The sequence below is a fragment of the Xanthomonas sp. NCPPB 3570 genome (assembly GCF_056725115.1).
Window position 1 is genome coordinate 650467 of record NZ_CM161513.1, and the last position, 15252, is coordinate 665718.

Annotated in this window: 14 protein-coding genes; 11 read left to right on the top strand and 3 right to left on the bottom strand. The window is 69.5% G+C overall.

From position 1 onward, the window contains the following. Window positions 1-23: 23 nt before the first annotated feature. Complete coding sequence (locus AC1PLR_RS02900; RefSeq protein ID WP_481102605.1) at window positions 24-1343, top strand: L-fuconate dehydratase; 1320 nt, start codon at window positions 24-26, stop codon at window positions 1341-1343. Between the two features lie 198 nt (window positions 1344-1541). Here the strand turns inward: AC1PLR_RS02900 and AC1PLR_RS02905 are convergent, their stop codons facing one another. Further along, window positions 1542-1916, bottom strand: a complete 375-nt coding sequence (locus AC1PLR_RS02905) for an L-rhamnose mutarotase (RefSeq protein ID WP_481102606.1) — start codon at window positions 1914-1916, stop codon at window positions 1542-1544. A gap of 3 nt (window positions 1917-1919) precedes the next feature. Then, window positions 1920-3227, bottom strand: coding sequence for an L-fucose:H+ symporter permease (gene fucP / locus AC1PLR_RS02910; protein WP_481102607.1), 1308 nt, complete (start codon window positions 3225-3227; stop codon window positions 1920-1922). 478 nt (window positions 3228-3705) lie between these two features. On the opposite strand from fucP, the gene AC1PLR_RS02915 reads away from it, so the two are divergent. From AC1PLR_RS02915 to AC1PLR_RS02940, 6 genes are all read left to right on the top strand, one after another. Next, on the top strand, window positions 3706-4458 hold the full coding sequence (locus AC1PLR_RS02915; protein ID WP_267095854.1) for an IclR family transcriptional regulator: 753 nt from the start codon (window positions 3706-3708) through the stop codon (window positions 4456-4458). 157 nt (window positions 4459-4615) lie between these two features. After that, window positions 4616-5047: a hypothetical protein gene (locus AC1PLR_RS02920; protein ID WP_481102608.1), complete on the top strand. Its 432-nt coding sequence runs from the start codon at window positions 4616-4618 to the stop codon at window positions 5045-5047. 676 nt (window positions 5048-5723) lie between these two features. Continuing rightward, window positions 5724-6023, top strand: coding sequence for a hypothetical protein (locus tag AC1PLR_RS02925; protein ID WP_481102609.1), 300 nt, complete (start codon window positions 5724-5726; stop codon window positions 6021-6023). A gap of 398 nt (window positions 6024-6421) precedes the next feature. Next, the gene (locus AC1PLR_RS02930; protein ID WP_481103519.1) at window positions 6422-6982 is read left to right on the top strand and encodes a peroxiredoxin family protein; all 561 of its coding nucleotides are present in this window, start codon (window positions 6422-6424) and stop codon (window positions 6980-6982) included. 3 nt (window positions 6983-6985) lie between these two features. After that, entirely contained in the window at window positions 6986-7201 is a 216-nt protein-coding gene (locus tag AC1PLR_RS02935) for a hypothetical protein (protein ID WP_267097823.1), read from the top strand. Between the two features lie 231 nt (window positions 7202-7432). After that, window positions 7433-8035: a hypothetical protein gene (locus AC1PLR_RS02940; protein ID WP_481102610.1), complete on the top strand. Its 603-nt coding sequence runs from the start codon at window positions 7433-7435 to the stop codon at window positions 8033-8035. Between the two features lie 197 nt (window positions 8036-8232). Here AC1PLR_RS02940 and AC1PLR_RS02945 read toward each other — a convergent pair whose 3' ends face one another. Further along, on the bottom strand, window positions 8233-9303 hold the full coding sequence (locus AC1PLR_RS02945) for a pirin family protein (RefSeq protein WP_481102611.1): 1071 nt from the start codon (window positions 9301-9303) through the stop codon (window positions 8233-8235). A 353-nt stretch (window positions 9304-9656) separates the two neighbouring features. On the opposite strand from AC1PLR_RS02945, the gene AC1PLR_RS02950 reads away from it, so the two are divergent. From AC1PLR_RS02950 to AC1PLR_RS02965, 4 genes are all read left to right on the top strand, one after another. After that, window positions 9657-10172, top strand: coding sequence for an RNA polymerase sigma factor (locus AC1PLR_RS02950; RefSeq protein ID WP_481102612.1), 516 nt, complete (start codon window positions 9657-9659; stop codon window positions 10170-10172). Further along, on the top strand, window positions 10165-11247 hold the full coding sequence (locus AC1PLR_RS02955; RefSeq protein ID WP_481102613.1) for a FecR family protein: 1083 nt from the start codon (window positions 10165-10167) through the stop codon (window positions 11245-11247). Before AC1PLR_RS02950 ends, AC1PLR_RS02955 begins: the two co-directional genes overlap by 8 nt. A 114-nt stretch (window positions 11248-11361) precedes the next feature. Next, complete coding sequence (locus AC1PLR_RS02960; RefSeq protein WP_481102614.1) at window positions 11362-13863, top strand: TonB-dependent receptor; 2502 nt, start codon at window positions 11362-11364, stop codon at window positions 13861-13863. An 8-nt stretch (window positions 13864-13871) separates the two neighbouring features. After that, window positions 13872-15182 carry a histidine-type phosphatase gene (locus AC1PLR_RS02965; RefSeq protein WP_481102615.1) on the top strand — a complete coding sequence of 437 codons (1311 nt, stop codon included), beginning with the start codon at window positions 13872-13874 and terminating at the stop codon, window positions 15180-15182. Window positions 15183-15252: the final 70 nt, after the last annotated feature.

The following is a 15252-nucleotide window of genomic DNA, read 5'->3' on the forward strand; positions in this document are numbered from 1 at the left end:
CCGCCTCACCCACCAGGATCCCCATGAGCAAAATCGTCGCGCTCGAGACCTTCGACGTCCGTTTCCCCACCTCGCGCGAACTGGACGGTTCCGATGCGATGAATCCGGATCCGGACTATTCGGCCGCCTATCTGCGCCTGCGCACCGACGCCGACGACGGCCTGGCCGGCTACGGCCTGGCGTTCACCATCGGCCGCGGCAACGACGTGCAGAGCGCGGCGGTGGCGGCGCTGGCGCATCACGTGGTCGGCCGCGACGTGGAGACGGTGATCGGCGACCTGGGTGGCTTCGCGCGCAGCCTCACCGACGACTCGCAGCTGCGCTGGCTGGGCCCGGAGAAGGGCGTGATGCACATGGCCATCGGCGCTGTGGTCAACGCCGCGTGGGATATGGCCGCGCGTCGCGCCGGCAAGCCGCTGTGGCGCTTCATCGCCGAGCTGTCGCCGGAACAACTGGTGGCCGCGATCGACTTCCGCTACCTCAGCGACGCGCTGATCCCCGACGAGGCGCTGGCCATGTTGCGCGCCGCCGAACCGCTGCGCGCCGAACGCATCCAGACGCTGCTGGAACAGGGCTATCCGGCCTACACCACCTCGCCGGGCTGGCTCGGCTATTCCGACGAGAAGCTGGTGCGCCTGGCCAAGGAAGCGGTGGCCGATGGCTTCCGCACCATCAAGCTCAAGGTCGGCGCCAACGTGGAAGACGACATCCGCCGCTGCCGCCTGGCGCGCGCCGCGATCGGCCCGGACATCGCCATGGCGGTGGACGCCAATCAGCGCTGGGACGTGGGCCCGGCGATCGCCTGGATGCGCCAGTTGGCCGAATTCGACATCGCCTGGATCGAGGAGCCGACCAGTCCCGACGACGTGCTCGGCCACGCCGCGATCCGCCGCGGCATCGCCCCGGTGCCGGTGTCCACCGGCGAGCACACCCAGAACCGGGTGGTGTTCAAGCAGTTGCTGCAGGCCGGCGCGGTGGACCTGATCCAGATCGACGCCGCGCGCGTGGGCGGGGTCAACGAGAACCTGGCGATCCTGCTGCTGGCGGCCAAGTTCGGCGTGCGCGTGTTCCCGCATGCCGGCGGCGTGGGCCTGTGCGAACTGGTGCAACACCTGGCGATGGCCGATTTCGTCGCCATCACCGGCAAGATGGAAGATCGCGCGATCGAGTTCGTCGACCACCTGCACCAGCACTTCGTCGATCCGGTGCGGATCGTGCACGGCCGCTATCTGGCGCCGACCACACCGGGCTTCTCGGCCGAGATGCACGCCGCCTCGGTCACCCAGTTCCTGTATCCGGATGGCCCGTTCTGGAGCGCGGATCTGGCGGCGCAGGGCGGCTGAGGTTTGCCGTATAGGTGCGTTTCCGCTGACGGAAGCGCACCGGCGGCGTCAAAGCGGTCGCGGCTGAAGCCGCTCCTGCGACAGCGCCAGTGGCCCCGGATCGCTTTCCGTAGGAGCGGCTTCAGCCGCGACGAGCGAAGCCGATCAACCCACCCGGCCGCAGCAGCGGTCGGGACGAAAGTCCTTCCAGCAAACGCCTCAGCCCGCGCCCTTGCGCTCCTGTTCCGCCAGCGCCGCCTGTAACGAAAAGATCTGCAGCGCCTCGCGCCATTTCTCGCCGGGCGCCGAGCCGGGCAGCGGCTTCTGGAAGCGCCACATCAACTCCTCCCACGCCTGCACGCGCGGGTTGGCGGCGTCGGCGGCGGCTTTCGCCGCGGGCGAATAGTCCTCGTCCACCTCCATCAGCATCACCAGGCGGTCGCCGCAGCGATGGATGTCCAGCTCGCGGATGCCGGCGTCACGCAGCGAGGCGACGATCTCCGGCCACACGGTGTCGGGCCGGTGCCAGCGTTCGTATTCGGCGATCAGCGCCGGGTCCTCGTGCAGGTCCAGCAGGTAGCAATGACGCGGCATGGCTCAGGCTCCACGGGCAGAGGGCAGGGACGCCGCGTCGCGGCGCGCCGCGTGGAGCGCGAAGCCGAGGATCACCGCGAAGCCGACGGCGGGCACCGCCAGCGCCCAGTGGATGCCGGCATGGTCGGACACCGCGCCCATCACCGCGGTCAGCGCGGCGCCGCCGATGATCGCCATGACGATCAGCGACGCACCCAGCTTGCGCGCATCGTCGTCCAGTCCGTCCAGGCCCAGGGCGAAGATGGTCGGGAACATCACCGACATGAACAGACTGCTGGCGACCAGCGCATACAGACCGATCCAGCCCGGCAGCGCCACCGCCACCGCGCACAGCAGCAGGTTGAGCAGGGCGAACACGCCCAGCAGCCGCGCCGGCGCCAGGAACCGCAGCAGCGCGGTGCCGATGAAGCGGCCGGCCATGAACAGCACCAGCGACAGGGTGAGGAAATCGGCGGCGGTCTTTTCCGGGGTGCCCGGCACGCCGTCCTGCAGGTAGCGGATCAGGTAGCTCCAGATGCCGACCTGCGCGCCGACGTAGAAGAACTGCGCGATCACCGCGAACACGAAGCGGCCATTGCGCCGCAGCTGGCCGAAGCCACCGGCGCGCGCGCCCTCGCCATCGGCGCGGGTGGCCGGGAAGCGGGTCAGCCAGATCAGCAGCGCCCACAGCAGCACCACCGCGCCGATGATCAGGTACGGCGTCTGCACCGCCAGCGACTCGGTGGCGAAGAACGCCTCGCGCGCGGCCGGTGCCATCGCCGCCAGTTCCTGCGGGGTGTGCTCCACGCCGGAGAGGATGAAGTGCTGACCGACCAGGATGCCGGTGATCGAACCCAGCGGATTGAACGCCTGCGCCAAGTTCAGCCGCCGCGCCGCGCCCTCGGCGGGGCCGAGCACGGTGACCAGCGGGTTGGCGGTGGTTTCCAGAAAGGCCAGGCCGCTGGCGATGACGAACAGCGCCAGCAGGAACAGCCAGTAGGTGTGCACCTGCGCGGCGGGGTAGAACAGGAACGCGCCGACCGCGTACAGCAGCAGGCCCAGCACCACCGCGGCCTTGTAGCTGTAGCGGCGCATGAACATGGCTGCCGGAATGGCGAACACGAAGTAGCCCAGGTAGAACGCGCTCTGCACCAGCCCGGCCTGCAGGTCAGTCAGCTCGAAGGCCTTCTTGAACTGCTTGATCAGGATGTCGTTGAGGTTGTTCGCCATGCCCCAGAGGAAGAACAGGCTGACGATCAGGACCAACGGCGCAAGCGCGGTCCGGGTGAGACTCGCGGACGCCGGTGTGGCGGATTCGCTGCTGTAGTGCATTGCCGCCTACCCCTCCCAAGGTGTGCCGCGTCGCGTTCGGATTGTCGGCGGAGCGTACTGCGCCGGCGAGTGCCATGCAAATATAAAATTTGAGTTCATATGTGCATGAGGCGATCGGCGCCGATCCCTGCAGCGCAGGTGGCCATGGTGCGGCCCGGCGCGGCGTCCCTGTACCCTAGGGCGTGTCACCAATCCCCGAGCATGCCGCGCCGCGATTGCGCGCGCCTGTGGCAAGGAAGAGCGAGGAAGTGGACGTCCGTCCACGCCCGAGCGATGACGCGGCCACGGGCGCGCGCAATCGCGGCCCTTCGGGTTGGGCCTGGCAGGCGCGCGGCCGGCGCCGCGCGGCTTGACCTGACGGCCAGTCAGGCGCTGCGCCACGCAACGCCGGCCGCGCGCCTGCCAGGCCCAACGCGGCATACTCGGGGATTGGTGACACGCCCTAGTCCTCTTCACCTGCTGCCGGGCCCTCGACGGAATGACCACCCCCTTGCCCAAGTACCGCGCGCCCGCCCTGGACAAGGGGCTGGACATCCTGGAGTTGCTGGCGCGCGACGGGCGGCCGATGAGCATGGGCGAGATCTCGCAGGGCATCGGCCGTTCGCGCGGGGAGATCTTCCGCATGCTGCAGGTGCTGGAAGAGCGCGGCTACCTGACCCGCACTGCGGGCGAGGGCGGCTACACGCTGACCAACCGCCTGTTCATGCTCGGCATGCAGCAGCCGCGGGTGCAGAACGTCACCGAAGTGGCGCTGCCGGTGATGCGCGCGCTGGCCGACGCGATCCGCCAGCCCTGCCACTTGGTGGCGCCGTCGGACGACCAGATCGTGGTCATCGCGCAGATGGACGTGCCCAGCGACCTGGGGCTGGTGGTGCGCCCCGGCCACCGCCGGCCGTTCGCGCATTCCACTTCGGGCCTGGTGCTGTTCGCGTTCCAGCCGGCCGATGCGCAGGCACAGTTGCTGCAGCGCCTGGATGCCAGCGAGGTGGCGTACGACCGCGCCGCGTTCCTGGCCGCGGCGCAGGAAGTGCACACGCTAGGCTACAGCATCCACCCCAGCGAGGCGGTGGTCGGGGTGATCGACCTCACCGCGCCGATCCTGCAGCACGGCATCGCCCGCTACACCCTGACCGTGCCCTTCATCGAACGCCGCCCGCAACCGATCGATGCACAGGCGGCGATGCGCGCGGTGTGCGATGCCGCCGCGCAGATCAGTGCGGCGCTGGCGTAGGCGCGGTGACCACCCTGTGCCGGTGTGCCGTGGCGCGTCTGTTTCCGCAGCGCATGCGTTCGCGCTCCATGTCGCGTGCGGACGACGGCCCGCGCGCCCGGCGAATGCAGGTCTCGCTGCGCAGCGGTCGTGATGGTCGGCTGACCGAGGGCGGGTGATGGCGAACGCGCTCTTCTATCTGTTCGCCGCGACAGTGGCGCTGGTGACGGTCAGCCTCTATCGGTACAACAGGCGCCGCATGGACCTCCTGCTGATGGAGTCCTTCCGCCAGCTGTCCTTCAGCAGCGATGGCGTCGTCCTGCGCGGCGCGGACCTGGAGGTGGTGAAGAAGGCGCAGCAGTTCATCCGCACGAACGAGAATTTTTTGCTCTTGCCGGATAGTCCCGTCGTCAATCAAGGCGATGCGTTCTGGTACTGCTGCGGCCCCGGCGCAAGCTGGTTCCTGGCGATTCCCACAGTGATGTCGCGTGGTGGCGAACTGGAGGTGAGCTGGGTCGTGCGCCCCCTCACCGAGCAGCGCATGCGTGCCGCCCTGCAGTTCGATCGCAAGGCCTGCCGGCGTGCGTTTGGCGAGCCAGACGCATCCTGAGCGTCGTGACAAGCCGCTGCGGGTCGAAGCCGATGCGATGCCGAGGTGCAGATCAGCGCAGCGTTGGCGTAAACATCGCGCTTGGCGATTCCGACGCTTGGGATGCCCTGATGGCGTGTACGAGAAGCGAGCGGGGATCGTCCGCGCAATCGCGATCCGTGGCATGCTCAACGCTCGGTGACGGTGGTGGGGGGCACGGTCCATTCAGTACCACCTCCTGGCATTGATGTAGCGGAGCGCTGGGGCAGGCAATGACGTGGTTTTGCCTGACAATTCATTCAAGCCGAAGCCGCTTCGCGGCTCGGCGCAATTCTGGTGTCAGGCATCAGTGACAGTTCTTGCGCCAATGTGGTTTCCAGTCGCCTATGCCGCGATTGCTGGCTATGTGATGTGGGAGCGCCGCCGAGACTTCGCTCGCAGCCCGAAGAAGGCGCATCGCTACAGCCTACTGCCTTGGCCCTACAAGGCAGGCTGTTGGTTAGGGGTCATTCCGCTCTGCGTCTCCGGAGTATGCGTGCATCCTGCGCTCTTTCTGCTTGTGTTTGTTGGCATGTTTCTCTTGGAGGCCGCGTGCGTGCGCTGGTATCGGCGAAATGGGCTTTGGTAGCGTGAAGCCCGATAATTCGTCCAGGTCAAAGCCGCTTCGTGGCTCTGCTCAATTCAAACGGTAGGGCGCATGTTCAAGTTCAACCCAATTCCGAAGTTCGGTTTGCTGGGTCTGGTCCTGCCGGTTGCCTATCTGCTCGCCATTTCGTGGCAAGATCGCGCCAAGGATTTTTACCTTACGGGCGAGGAAATGTACTGGCCCGAGAAGCTCTTCGTGCTGATGTGTGTTGCACCAGTGATCGCTACCTGGTTTCTTGGCATTTATCGAGCATATTTTGCTGGTAGCTGGCGTTGGTTCTTAGGTTGCTTCATCTGCTGGCCGCTCTCTTTTGTCTACACCTTGTTGGTAAATCGGGGCGAATCCCCCTGATCAGGCAATCAAGTCGACGTGCCTACGGCACGCGGCTGATTCCGACATTCGACCGCCTGGCCCGTCTGCGGACATGCAGTGCTGGGGGGGAAGTCTTGACCAACGTACCACCACCGGTGCGTCGACCACGCGAAGCATCCCCGTGCCGCTGCTCTCGCGCCGTGCACGCGCCGAGCAAGCGGCAAGGTCAGTAAATGCCTGCGCCTGCGCTGCATGCCCACATATGCGCCACACCGCTGGAATGCGCGCCCATGGTGCACGTGACTCGCTCCCCAGCCTGATCACGCAGTCGCTGCGCATGCGCGCAAAGCGTTGACCATCGCACCGAGGCTGCGCAGCCTGCGCAGAACATGGCGACATGGGCACACGGCATGGCACGGCGGTTTCCCTGGAGTTGGTTGGCGTTGCTGGCGGCCTGCGCGTTGGTGCTGGTGCTGGCCTGGCAGAACCGCGGACTGCGCGAGGAACGGCGCTGGTTCGTCACCCGCACCACCGAGCCGTATCCGGGCATGTATGTGCCGCGCATCGACGTCCCTGCGGTCGATGGCACGCCATTGACGCTCGGCGTGCCGTCCGCCGAGCGCCAGGTGCTGTTCTTCTTCACCACCACCTGCCCGTACTGCAAGCGCTCGGCGCCGCAGATCGTGCAGGCGGCGCAGCGGCTGGCCGCGCAGCAGCCGCGCGTGCAGGTGCTGGGCGTGTGCCAGTGCAGTCCCGCGCAGGCGCAGCGCTACGCCGCCGAGCAAGGTTTTACGTTTCCGGTGACCACGTTGACCGATCGCCGCGCGGTGATGCTGTTCCGCGCGCGCAACGTGCCGACGCTGCTTGCCCTGGACCGCGAGGGACGCGTGCGCTATGCGCGCGTCGGCGTTTTCGAGACCACGGAGCGGATGCAGGACCTGATGGCCGCAGTGCGCAACACGGAGGCGCCACCGGCCTTGGCAACCATCGAGGAGTAAGCCATGAAACAGCGTTGGACAGCGTTACGCAACGGGATGCTTGCGGCCGTGTTCCTGGCCAGCATGGGCTTCGGCGCCGTACAGGCGACCGCCGGCGACGGCATCGAGAAGGAGGCGGCCTGCAGCGCCTGGGCCTGCCAGCAGGAGTGCGCGCCGTTCGGCGGCGAGTTGGGGCCGGGCGGACCCGGACAGCCGTTGGTCTGCTACTGCTGCGGCTGAGCAGTGCCGGAGCCGGCCGCGCCAGGCCGGCTCCGGGAACGGGGATACGATGGCGGCGATCACCGCTCGCAGTGAGCGTACGCCGCAGTGTGATTCCGGCATCACCCCGGCCAACCTGCCCGGCACGTCTGGTACGCGATCGCGCCCCGCGTCGCCGCCAACCGCCGACGATTCACGCGGGTTTGCGCGGGCACTGGGCATGGTGGAGCGCAGACCAACCAGGAGCGCTTCATGACCTCATCTCTTCATCCCGTCCGTCTGTCCCTGCTTGCCGCGCTGATCGCCGTGGCATTGAGCGGCTGCGGCAAGCCCGGCGACCAGGCCTCGCGCACCGCGCCGGCCACCTCGCCTGAGCCCACCGCCGCACCGGTGGGTGGCGAAAGCGGGCGCGCACCGATCGGCGGCGACGCCTCGGCCAAGGCGATGCTGCAGGTGCTGGAGGGCAACGTGGTGGCGCTGTCCAAGCAGGCGCTGTCGCGCAACGTCAGCAAGACCGTGGCCGACTTCGCCCGCGAGACCATCGCCGTGCATCACGACGCCGACCCGGCCACCGCCGGCAAGGGCGGCCCCGGCGATGCGGAGAAGATCGAAGCGCAGGTGGCCAAGGGCCGCGCGCAGTTGCAGGCGCTGGGCGACGAGAAGGACAACTCCGCCTACATGAACGCCTACGCCGCGGCGGTGGTGCGGCAGTACTCCGATGCGCTGTCGGTGATCGATGCCGAATTGGTGCCGGCGGCCAAGCAAGACGCCACCCGCCAGGAACTGCAGCAGGCGCGCAAGCGCATCGCCGAGCAACTGGAGCGCGCGCAGGCGCTGGCCTCGGCGCGCTACTGAGCACCTAGCCCCTCTCCCGTTTGGCCGACAGGGTGCGGCCTGCGCGCCACTGGCGCGCGCACCCTGGAGCGCCCGCGCCGCAAGCGTGGGCCGGGGCGCGGAGCGGGGGGTGGGGTGAGGGTACGGCGCGAAGCGACTCGCAGAGTTCGGGTGCACGAGGCTGGGAACGCGGCGTCCTCTCGCACCGGCGACACGCCCTAGCCGTCGGCGGCGACCGCGCGCGACGCCGGCCGCTCCTCGCGCCCATCCGGATGTCGCGCGAAGCGGGTCGGGTCGCTGCCGTGCACCGGCGCCTCGTCCTGCCATGGCCAGCCGCCGAACTGGGTGCGGCGATAGTCGGCCATGGCCTGGGCGATCTCGGCCTGGGTGTTCATCACGAACGGACCGTGTTGGGCCACCGGTTCGGCGATCGGTCGGCCTTGCAGCACCAGGAACTCGCTCGCCTCGCCGTCGCCATTGACCAACTCGACCGCCTGATCGGCGCGCAGCTCAATCGCCGCATGGCGGGTCACCGGGCGACCGCCCACCGTCACCGCTGCGCCCCTGAAGAAGTACAGGCTGCGGCGCGTGCCGCGGCCTTGTGCGGCGGGCAGGGTCCAGCGTGCGCCGGGTGCCATGCGGATCGTCCAGATGGCCACATCGGCATCGTCCTGCGCGGCCCACGAATCCGGCGGCGGCGCGAGCGGGCCGCCGGCGCTGCCGGGCGCGGCGTCGACCGGGCCGATGCGGCCGGCCACGCAGGTCACCTCGGTGGTGCGGCCGGCGTCGTCGGTGGCCGTGAAGCGCGGCAGGTCTTCCGACCAGAACATGGTGAAGTGCGGCGCAGCCAGCTTGTTGCGCGCCGGCAGGTTGAGCCAGATCTGGAACAGTTCCAGCGGGTTGGGCGCCGCCGTGTCCAGCAGCGGGAACATCTCCGAATGCACGATGCCCGCGCCGGCCGTCACCCATTGCACGTCGCCGGCGCCGAAGCGCGCCGCCGCACCGAGCGAGTCGGCATGGTCGATCAGGCCCTTGCGCACGATGGTCACGGTCTCGAAGCCGCGGTGCGGATGGCCGGGAAAGCCGGGAATCTCCTCGCCGTGATACATGCTCCAGCCGTCCTTGCGGCTGAAGTCCTGGCCGATGGCGCGGCCGTGCAGGGGCGCCGCCGGGCCCATCGCGCCGTTGCCGGCGGGGTAGGCATCGTCGTGGTAGACGCAGAACAGGAACGGGTCGATCGTGTCCCAAGGGAAGCCAAGCGGCTTGATCTGGACGATGGGGTCGGTCATGGCGAGATCCTTCATGCGAACGCCGCCCAAGAATTGGACGCGGCAACCTTCACGATATGGGGCGACGCCGATGGAACGGAAGGTCGGTCCGAAGGACATCCTGTCCCGCACGGGAAACGCTGGGATGCGCGGCCGCCGCCCGCATGGCGGGGGCGCAGCCGCGGTGACCGGCCGCGTTGCATGCGCCGATCGCGCGAACCCGGCAGGCAGCGGTGAACTGAATGCTTGCCGGGGCGCACCCGCTTCGCTGCGCCCGCAGGACCCGTGCGTCATCGGACTGTCATCGCCGAGGACCAGCATCGCAGCCTTTCCGAATCGCCGGCCGCCGATGGCGCCGGCACTGCGAGTGGCTGGTGCGTTCCGAACCCCTGCCGGCGTTGTCGCGGCTGTTCCTGCAATGGCGGCCGTCGCTGAGCCGCTATTTCCGCAAGCGCCGCGCCGCGGCCTGGGATACCGACGACCTACTGCAGGAAGTGTGGCTGCGGCTGCAGCGCAGCGAGGCGCACGCGCCGGAGATCGCCAATCCCGAAGCCTACCTGTTCACCATCGCCGCCAACCTGATGCGCGAGCACGCGCTGCTGCACCAGCGCAGCAGCCAGCGCGACACCTGCCTGGACGATGTGCTGGAGCGGCTGGCGGTGCCCTGCGAAGCCGATGCGCAGGTGCATCGCGCGCAACGGCGGCAGCGCCTGGCCGAACTGATGGCGCGGCTGCCGCCGAAGTGCCGCGCGGCGATGACGCTGCGCTACCGCGACGAACTGGGCTACCAGGAGATCGCCGAGCAACTGCAGATCTCCAGCCACATGGTCAAGAAATACATCATCAAGGGCCTGGCGGTGTGCCGGCAGGGCATGGCGCGCTATGCGTGAGGATGCGCAGCGCGTCGCCGAGGCGGCCGCGGACTGGTACCTGGCGCAGCGCGAGACCGCGCTGCCGCCGGCGCGGCAGGCCGAGTTCCTGGCCTGGCTGCGGCACTCGCCGGCGCACGTGGCTGCCTATTTCGACATCGCGCGGATGCACGGCGACCTGCCGTCCGCGGCGCAGGCGCAGCAGGCCAGCAGTGCGCAGCTGCGCGCGCATGCCTTGCGCAGCGGGGCAGTGGTGGTGCCGTTGCGGCCGGATGTGGATACGCCGATGTCGGTGCCCAGCCCGCGTCGTGTCCTGCCACGGCGCAGGCGCTGGCCGCTGGCGGCCGCCGCCGTGCTCGCGCTGGCCGCTGCGGGCGTGGCGCTGCGCCTGAGCGCGCCGGAGCCGGTGCCGGCGACGGTGTACGCAGCGCCGGCGGACGCGCCGCGCAGCGTCGCGCTGGACGACGGCAGCGTGGTGCAACTGGACCGTGGCGGCGCGATTGCGGTGCGCTACGGCACGCAGCGCCGCGACATCGCCCTGCTGCGCGGCAAGGCGGTGTTCGATCTCGGCCATGATCCGGCACGGCCGCTGCGGGTCAGTGTCGGGACGCTGGTGCTGCGCGACGTCGGCACGGTGTTCGGGGTCGACCCGCAGGCCGGCGGCGCGCGCGTCACCGTGCTGCAGGGGCGAGTGCAGGTGTCGCGCGATACCCCGGCGTGGTGGCGCCGCAGCGACCTGCCGTCGGAGGGGACGACGCTGGCCGACCTGGGCGGCGGCCAGCAGGCGCGGGTGGATGCGCAGGGCCGTGTGCTGGCGCGGCGCGACCATGCCGACATCGCCGACGCCACTGCCTGGCTGCCGGCGCAGGTCGGCGTGCACGATCGCAGCCTGGGCGAAGTGGCGCGCCTGTTCAATGCCTACACCACGCAGCCGCTGCGCATCGCCGACCCGGCGCTGGCGGCGCGGCGGGTCAGCGGCGTGTTCCACCTGCGCGACCCGGAGGCCTTCGTCGCCTATCTCGGCAGCCTGCCGGACGTGCAGGTGCAGCGCGATGCGCACGCGGTGACCATCCGCCACGCACCGGCGCCGCTGTAAGAAAAAATTCACGCAATCGACGGTAGCCGTACGGCGCACCGGAGCACTCCTAGGAAGCATGGTCGTCGCGCAGCACGCGCGGGGCCGCCCTTCCTCCCCTCCGGTGTGATCGTCATGCGCAAGCCTCTCGTCGTCTCCATCGCCCTGCTGTTGGGCTGTACGTCTTCGCTGCCGGCCTGGTCGGCGCCCGCCGCCACGGCCCAAGCCATCGCGCCCATGCCGTTGGCGCAGGCGCTGGACCAGTTCGCGCGCAGCAGCGGGCTGCAACTGATGTACGACCCGGCGCTGGCCGAAGGCCTGCGCAGCAGCGGTGCCCCGGCCGGTCTGGCGCCGCCGCAGCAACTGCATGCCTTGCTTGCCGGCACCGGGCTGGACTACCGCATGCTGACGCCCGGCTCGGTCGCCATCGTACGCAGCAGCGTCGCCACCGCGCCGGCCGCCGCGCCGCGGGCGCCACGCAGCGCCGCCCCGGCGCACGCCGAGGCGGACGGGGAACACGACGGTCCGCGCGAACTGGCGCCGATCAACGTCACCGCCAACAGTGTCGACATGCTGGCGCCCAGCGCCGCGCCGCTGGAGGCGAGCCAGCCGACCTCGGTGATCGACGAACGCTTCATCCGCGACGGCCTGCGCCTGAATTCCAACTACGACGACATCATCAAGTACGCGCCCAGCGTGGTGACCACCTCGCCGGAAGGCCCAGGCCTGGGCAAGAACGAAGGCATCAGCATCCGCGGCTTCCAGGACGGCCAGTTCAACATCACCTTCGACGGCATCCCGTTCGGCGATGCCAGCGATCTGCACCACACCACCTCGGCCTACTTCAACAACCATGTGCTCGGCCAGGCCGAGATCGACCGCGGCCCCGGCGGCGGCGCCACCATCGGCAACGCCACCTTCGGCGGCACCCTGGCGCTGCGCACGCGCAATCCCAGCGAGGTCGATGGGATCACCGTCTACGGCACCGGCGGCAGCTGGAACACCTGGGCCGGCGGCGTCAGCGCCGACGAGCACATCGGCAACACGCGCCTGTTCGCGGACCTGTCCAAGGAGGCCAGCGATACCTACCTCAAGGGCACCGACGACCGCCGCGAGCATGCCTTCCTCAAGACCGTCACCGATCTGGGCGAGGCGACCACGCTGACCTTCGTCAGCAGCTACAACCAGGAGCACCAGAACACCGTGCAGGGCGCCACCCGCGCGCAGATCGCGCAGCATGGGTGGCGCTATGGCCTGGGCAACGATCCGACCCTGCAGAACTACACCGGCTACAACGCCGCCGCCTACTATTCCAGCTTCACCTACCTGGGCCTGAGCACGCGCCTGGGCGATTGGGATCTCGACAACAAGGTCTACTACAACAGCTTCGACCACACCGCTTCCAAGACCAGCATCCCCACCAGCGAGAGCGCTGCCGACAACGGCGTTACCTTCTACGGTGCGACTGGCAAGAAGCTGTCCAAGGCCGCCAAGGACGTGCCGGGCAAGCTCTCGGACAACGACTTCCGCGCCTTCGGCGATGTGCTGCGGCTGGCCCGCGACCTGGGACCGGGCCAGTTGCAGACCGGCGTGTGGGTGGAGCGCAACCTGGACGAGCGCCAGCAGTTGCCGGTGGACATGACGACCGGCGCGGCCAGCGGCACCAAGTACGGCCCGCTGTACAACTACAACCTGCACGACCGTACCGACACCCTGCAGCCGTACCTGCAGTACGACTGGAAGCTCAGCGACAGCCTTACCCTCAGCCCGGGCCTGCGCTATGCGCGCGTGCAGCGCCAGCTCGATGCCGAACTCAACAAGAGCACGCCACCGGCGCCGGCGCACAGCGAGGCCAGCTACGACGCCACGCTGCCGTCGCTGAGCCTGCACCAGAGCTTCAACGAGCACTGGAGCGGTTACGTGCAGGCCGCGCGCGGCTTCCTGGCACCGCCGATCGACGTGATCGAACTCAACGGCGCGCGCGGCCTGCGCCCGGAGCTGACCAGCAATTACCAGCTCGGCACCAGCTACGCCGCGCGCGGCCTGACCTTCGGCGCCGACGTCTACTACATCGACTTCAGCAACTACATCAGCCAGACCCTGATCAACACCGACAGCGGCACCGAGAGCGCCTTCGTCAACGGCGGCGGTGCGGTGTACCGCGGCGCCGAGGCCGAGGCCACCTACGCGCTGACGCCGATCCTGAGCCTGTACGCCAACGCCAGCTACAACGACGCCACCTACAAGCACAGCAGCACCCAGGTCGCCGGCACGCCGCGGGTGACCGCGGCGCTGGGCCTGCTGTACAACAGCGGTACCGGCTATTTCGGTTCGCTGATGGAGAAGGTGGTGGGCGCGCAGTACGGCGTGGACAACACCACCTCGACCAGCGGCGCCACCGTGTTCGGCAACGACCAGCGCCTGGGCGGCTACGCCAGCCTGGACGCGGCGCTGGGCTACCGCAGCACGCACGGGCCGTACGGCCTGAAGGGCTACTCGATCAGCATGGACGTCAACAACCTGCTGAACCGGCATGCACTGATCGGCTACGCCGGCACCCGCTCTTCCGACAACCAGCCGCTGTACTTCGGCCTGGCCGGGCGCGGCGTGTTCCTCGACCTGTCGCTGAAGTTCTGAGGCCGGCCATGTTCGCTCCCCGATTCGCACGACTGCACAGCGGATGGTGCCTGGCCGCGCTGCTGTGCGTCGCCAGCGCCGCCTGGCCGGCGGCGGCATCGCCCAAGGCGCCCACCGCACCGGATGCCGCGCAGGTGCGCCTGACGATCATGGTGATGCGCCATGGCGTGCGCGCACCGACGCAATCGCCAGAAGATCTGGCCAAGTACGCCGCGCAACCCTGGCCGCAATGGCCAGTGGCACCCGGCCAGCTCACGGCGCACGGTGCCGCCGGCATGCAGGCGCTGGGCGCGCGCTACCGGCAGCGCTGGCTGGCCACGGCGGTGCTGGCGCCGGATTGCGCCGATTCCGGCGCGGTGGTGATCGGCGACAGCACGCCGCGCAACCACGACAGCGCAGCAGCCTTCACCGAGGGACTGCTGCCGGGGTGCCAGGCGCACTACCTCGCATTGCCGACGACGCAGAACAACCCGCTGTTCCATTTCGGCAAGGACGAGGACAAGGACGACGATGCGCCCGCACCGCCGCCACACCTGGACGCGGCCACACGCGCGCGGCTGCACGCGCTGCAGCGGGTGCTGTCCGGCTGTGCGGGGTCGTCCTGCGCTGCGCAGGACGCGCCGCGCCTGGACGATCCGCAGCGGCTGCAGGAGCCGACGCAGGCGGCCAAGGTCTTGAAGACCGCCGGCAGCCTGGCCGAGAACCTGATGCTGGAGTACGCGCAGGGCCTGCCGTTGCCGCAGGTGGCCTGGGGGCGTGCCGATGGCGCGGCGCTGCAGGGGCTGATCGGCCTGCACAACGCCTCCTTCGCCTACAGCAAGCGGGCGCTTCCGGCGGCGCGTGCCGGCGGCTCCAACCTGCTCGCGCACCTGCTGGCGACGCTGCAGGCCGCGGCCGGGCAGACCCCGGCGGTGGCGCCGCTGGCGCCGGCGGACACGCGGGCGCTGGTGCTGCTGGGCCACGACACCAACCTGGCGCACCTGGCCGGCCTGTTCGGCATCGATCCTCTGGTGCCCGGCCAGCCGGATGCGTATCCGCCGGGCGGTGCGCTGCTGCTGGAGCTGGTGCGGCAGGACGGCCACGACTTCCTGCAACTGCGCAGCGTGGTGCCGACCCTGCCGGCGCTGCGCGGCAACCGCTTCGACGGCCGCGGCCTGCGCGAGCGGCGCTGGCCCTTGCCCGGCTGCGGCGGTCGCCTGCGCTGCCCGCTGGCGATCGCGTTGCCGGCGCTGCAGGCGCGGCTGGATCCGCAGCGGGTCGAGGCTGCCGAGCCGCCGATGACCGAGTGGCCAGCGCAGGCGGCGCCGGTGGGCGAGTAGCTGGCGCCTGCGCTGGGCGGCACCGCAGGAGCGGCTTCAGCCGCGACCGGGCATTCCTGCGTCATGCCTG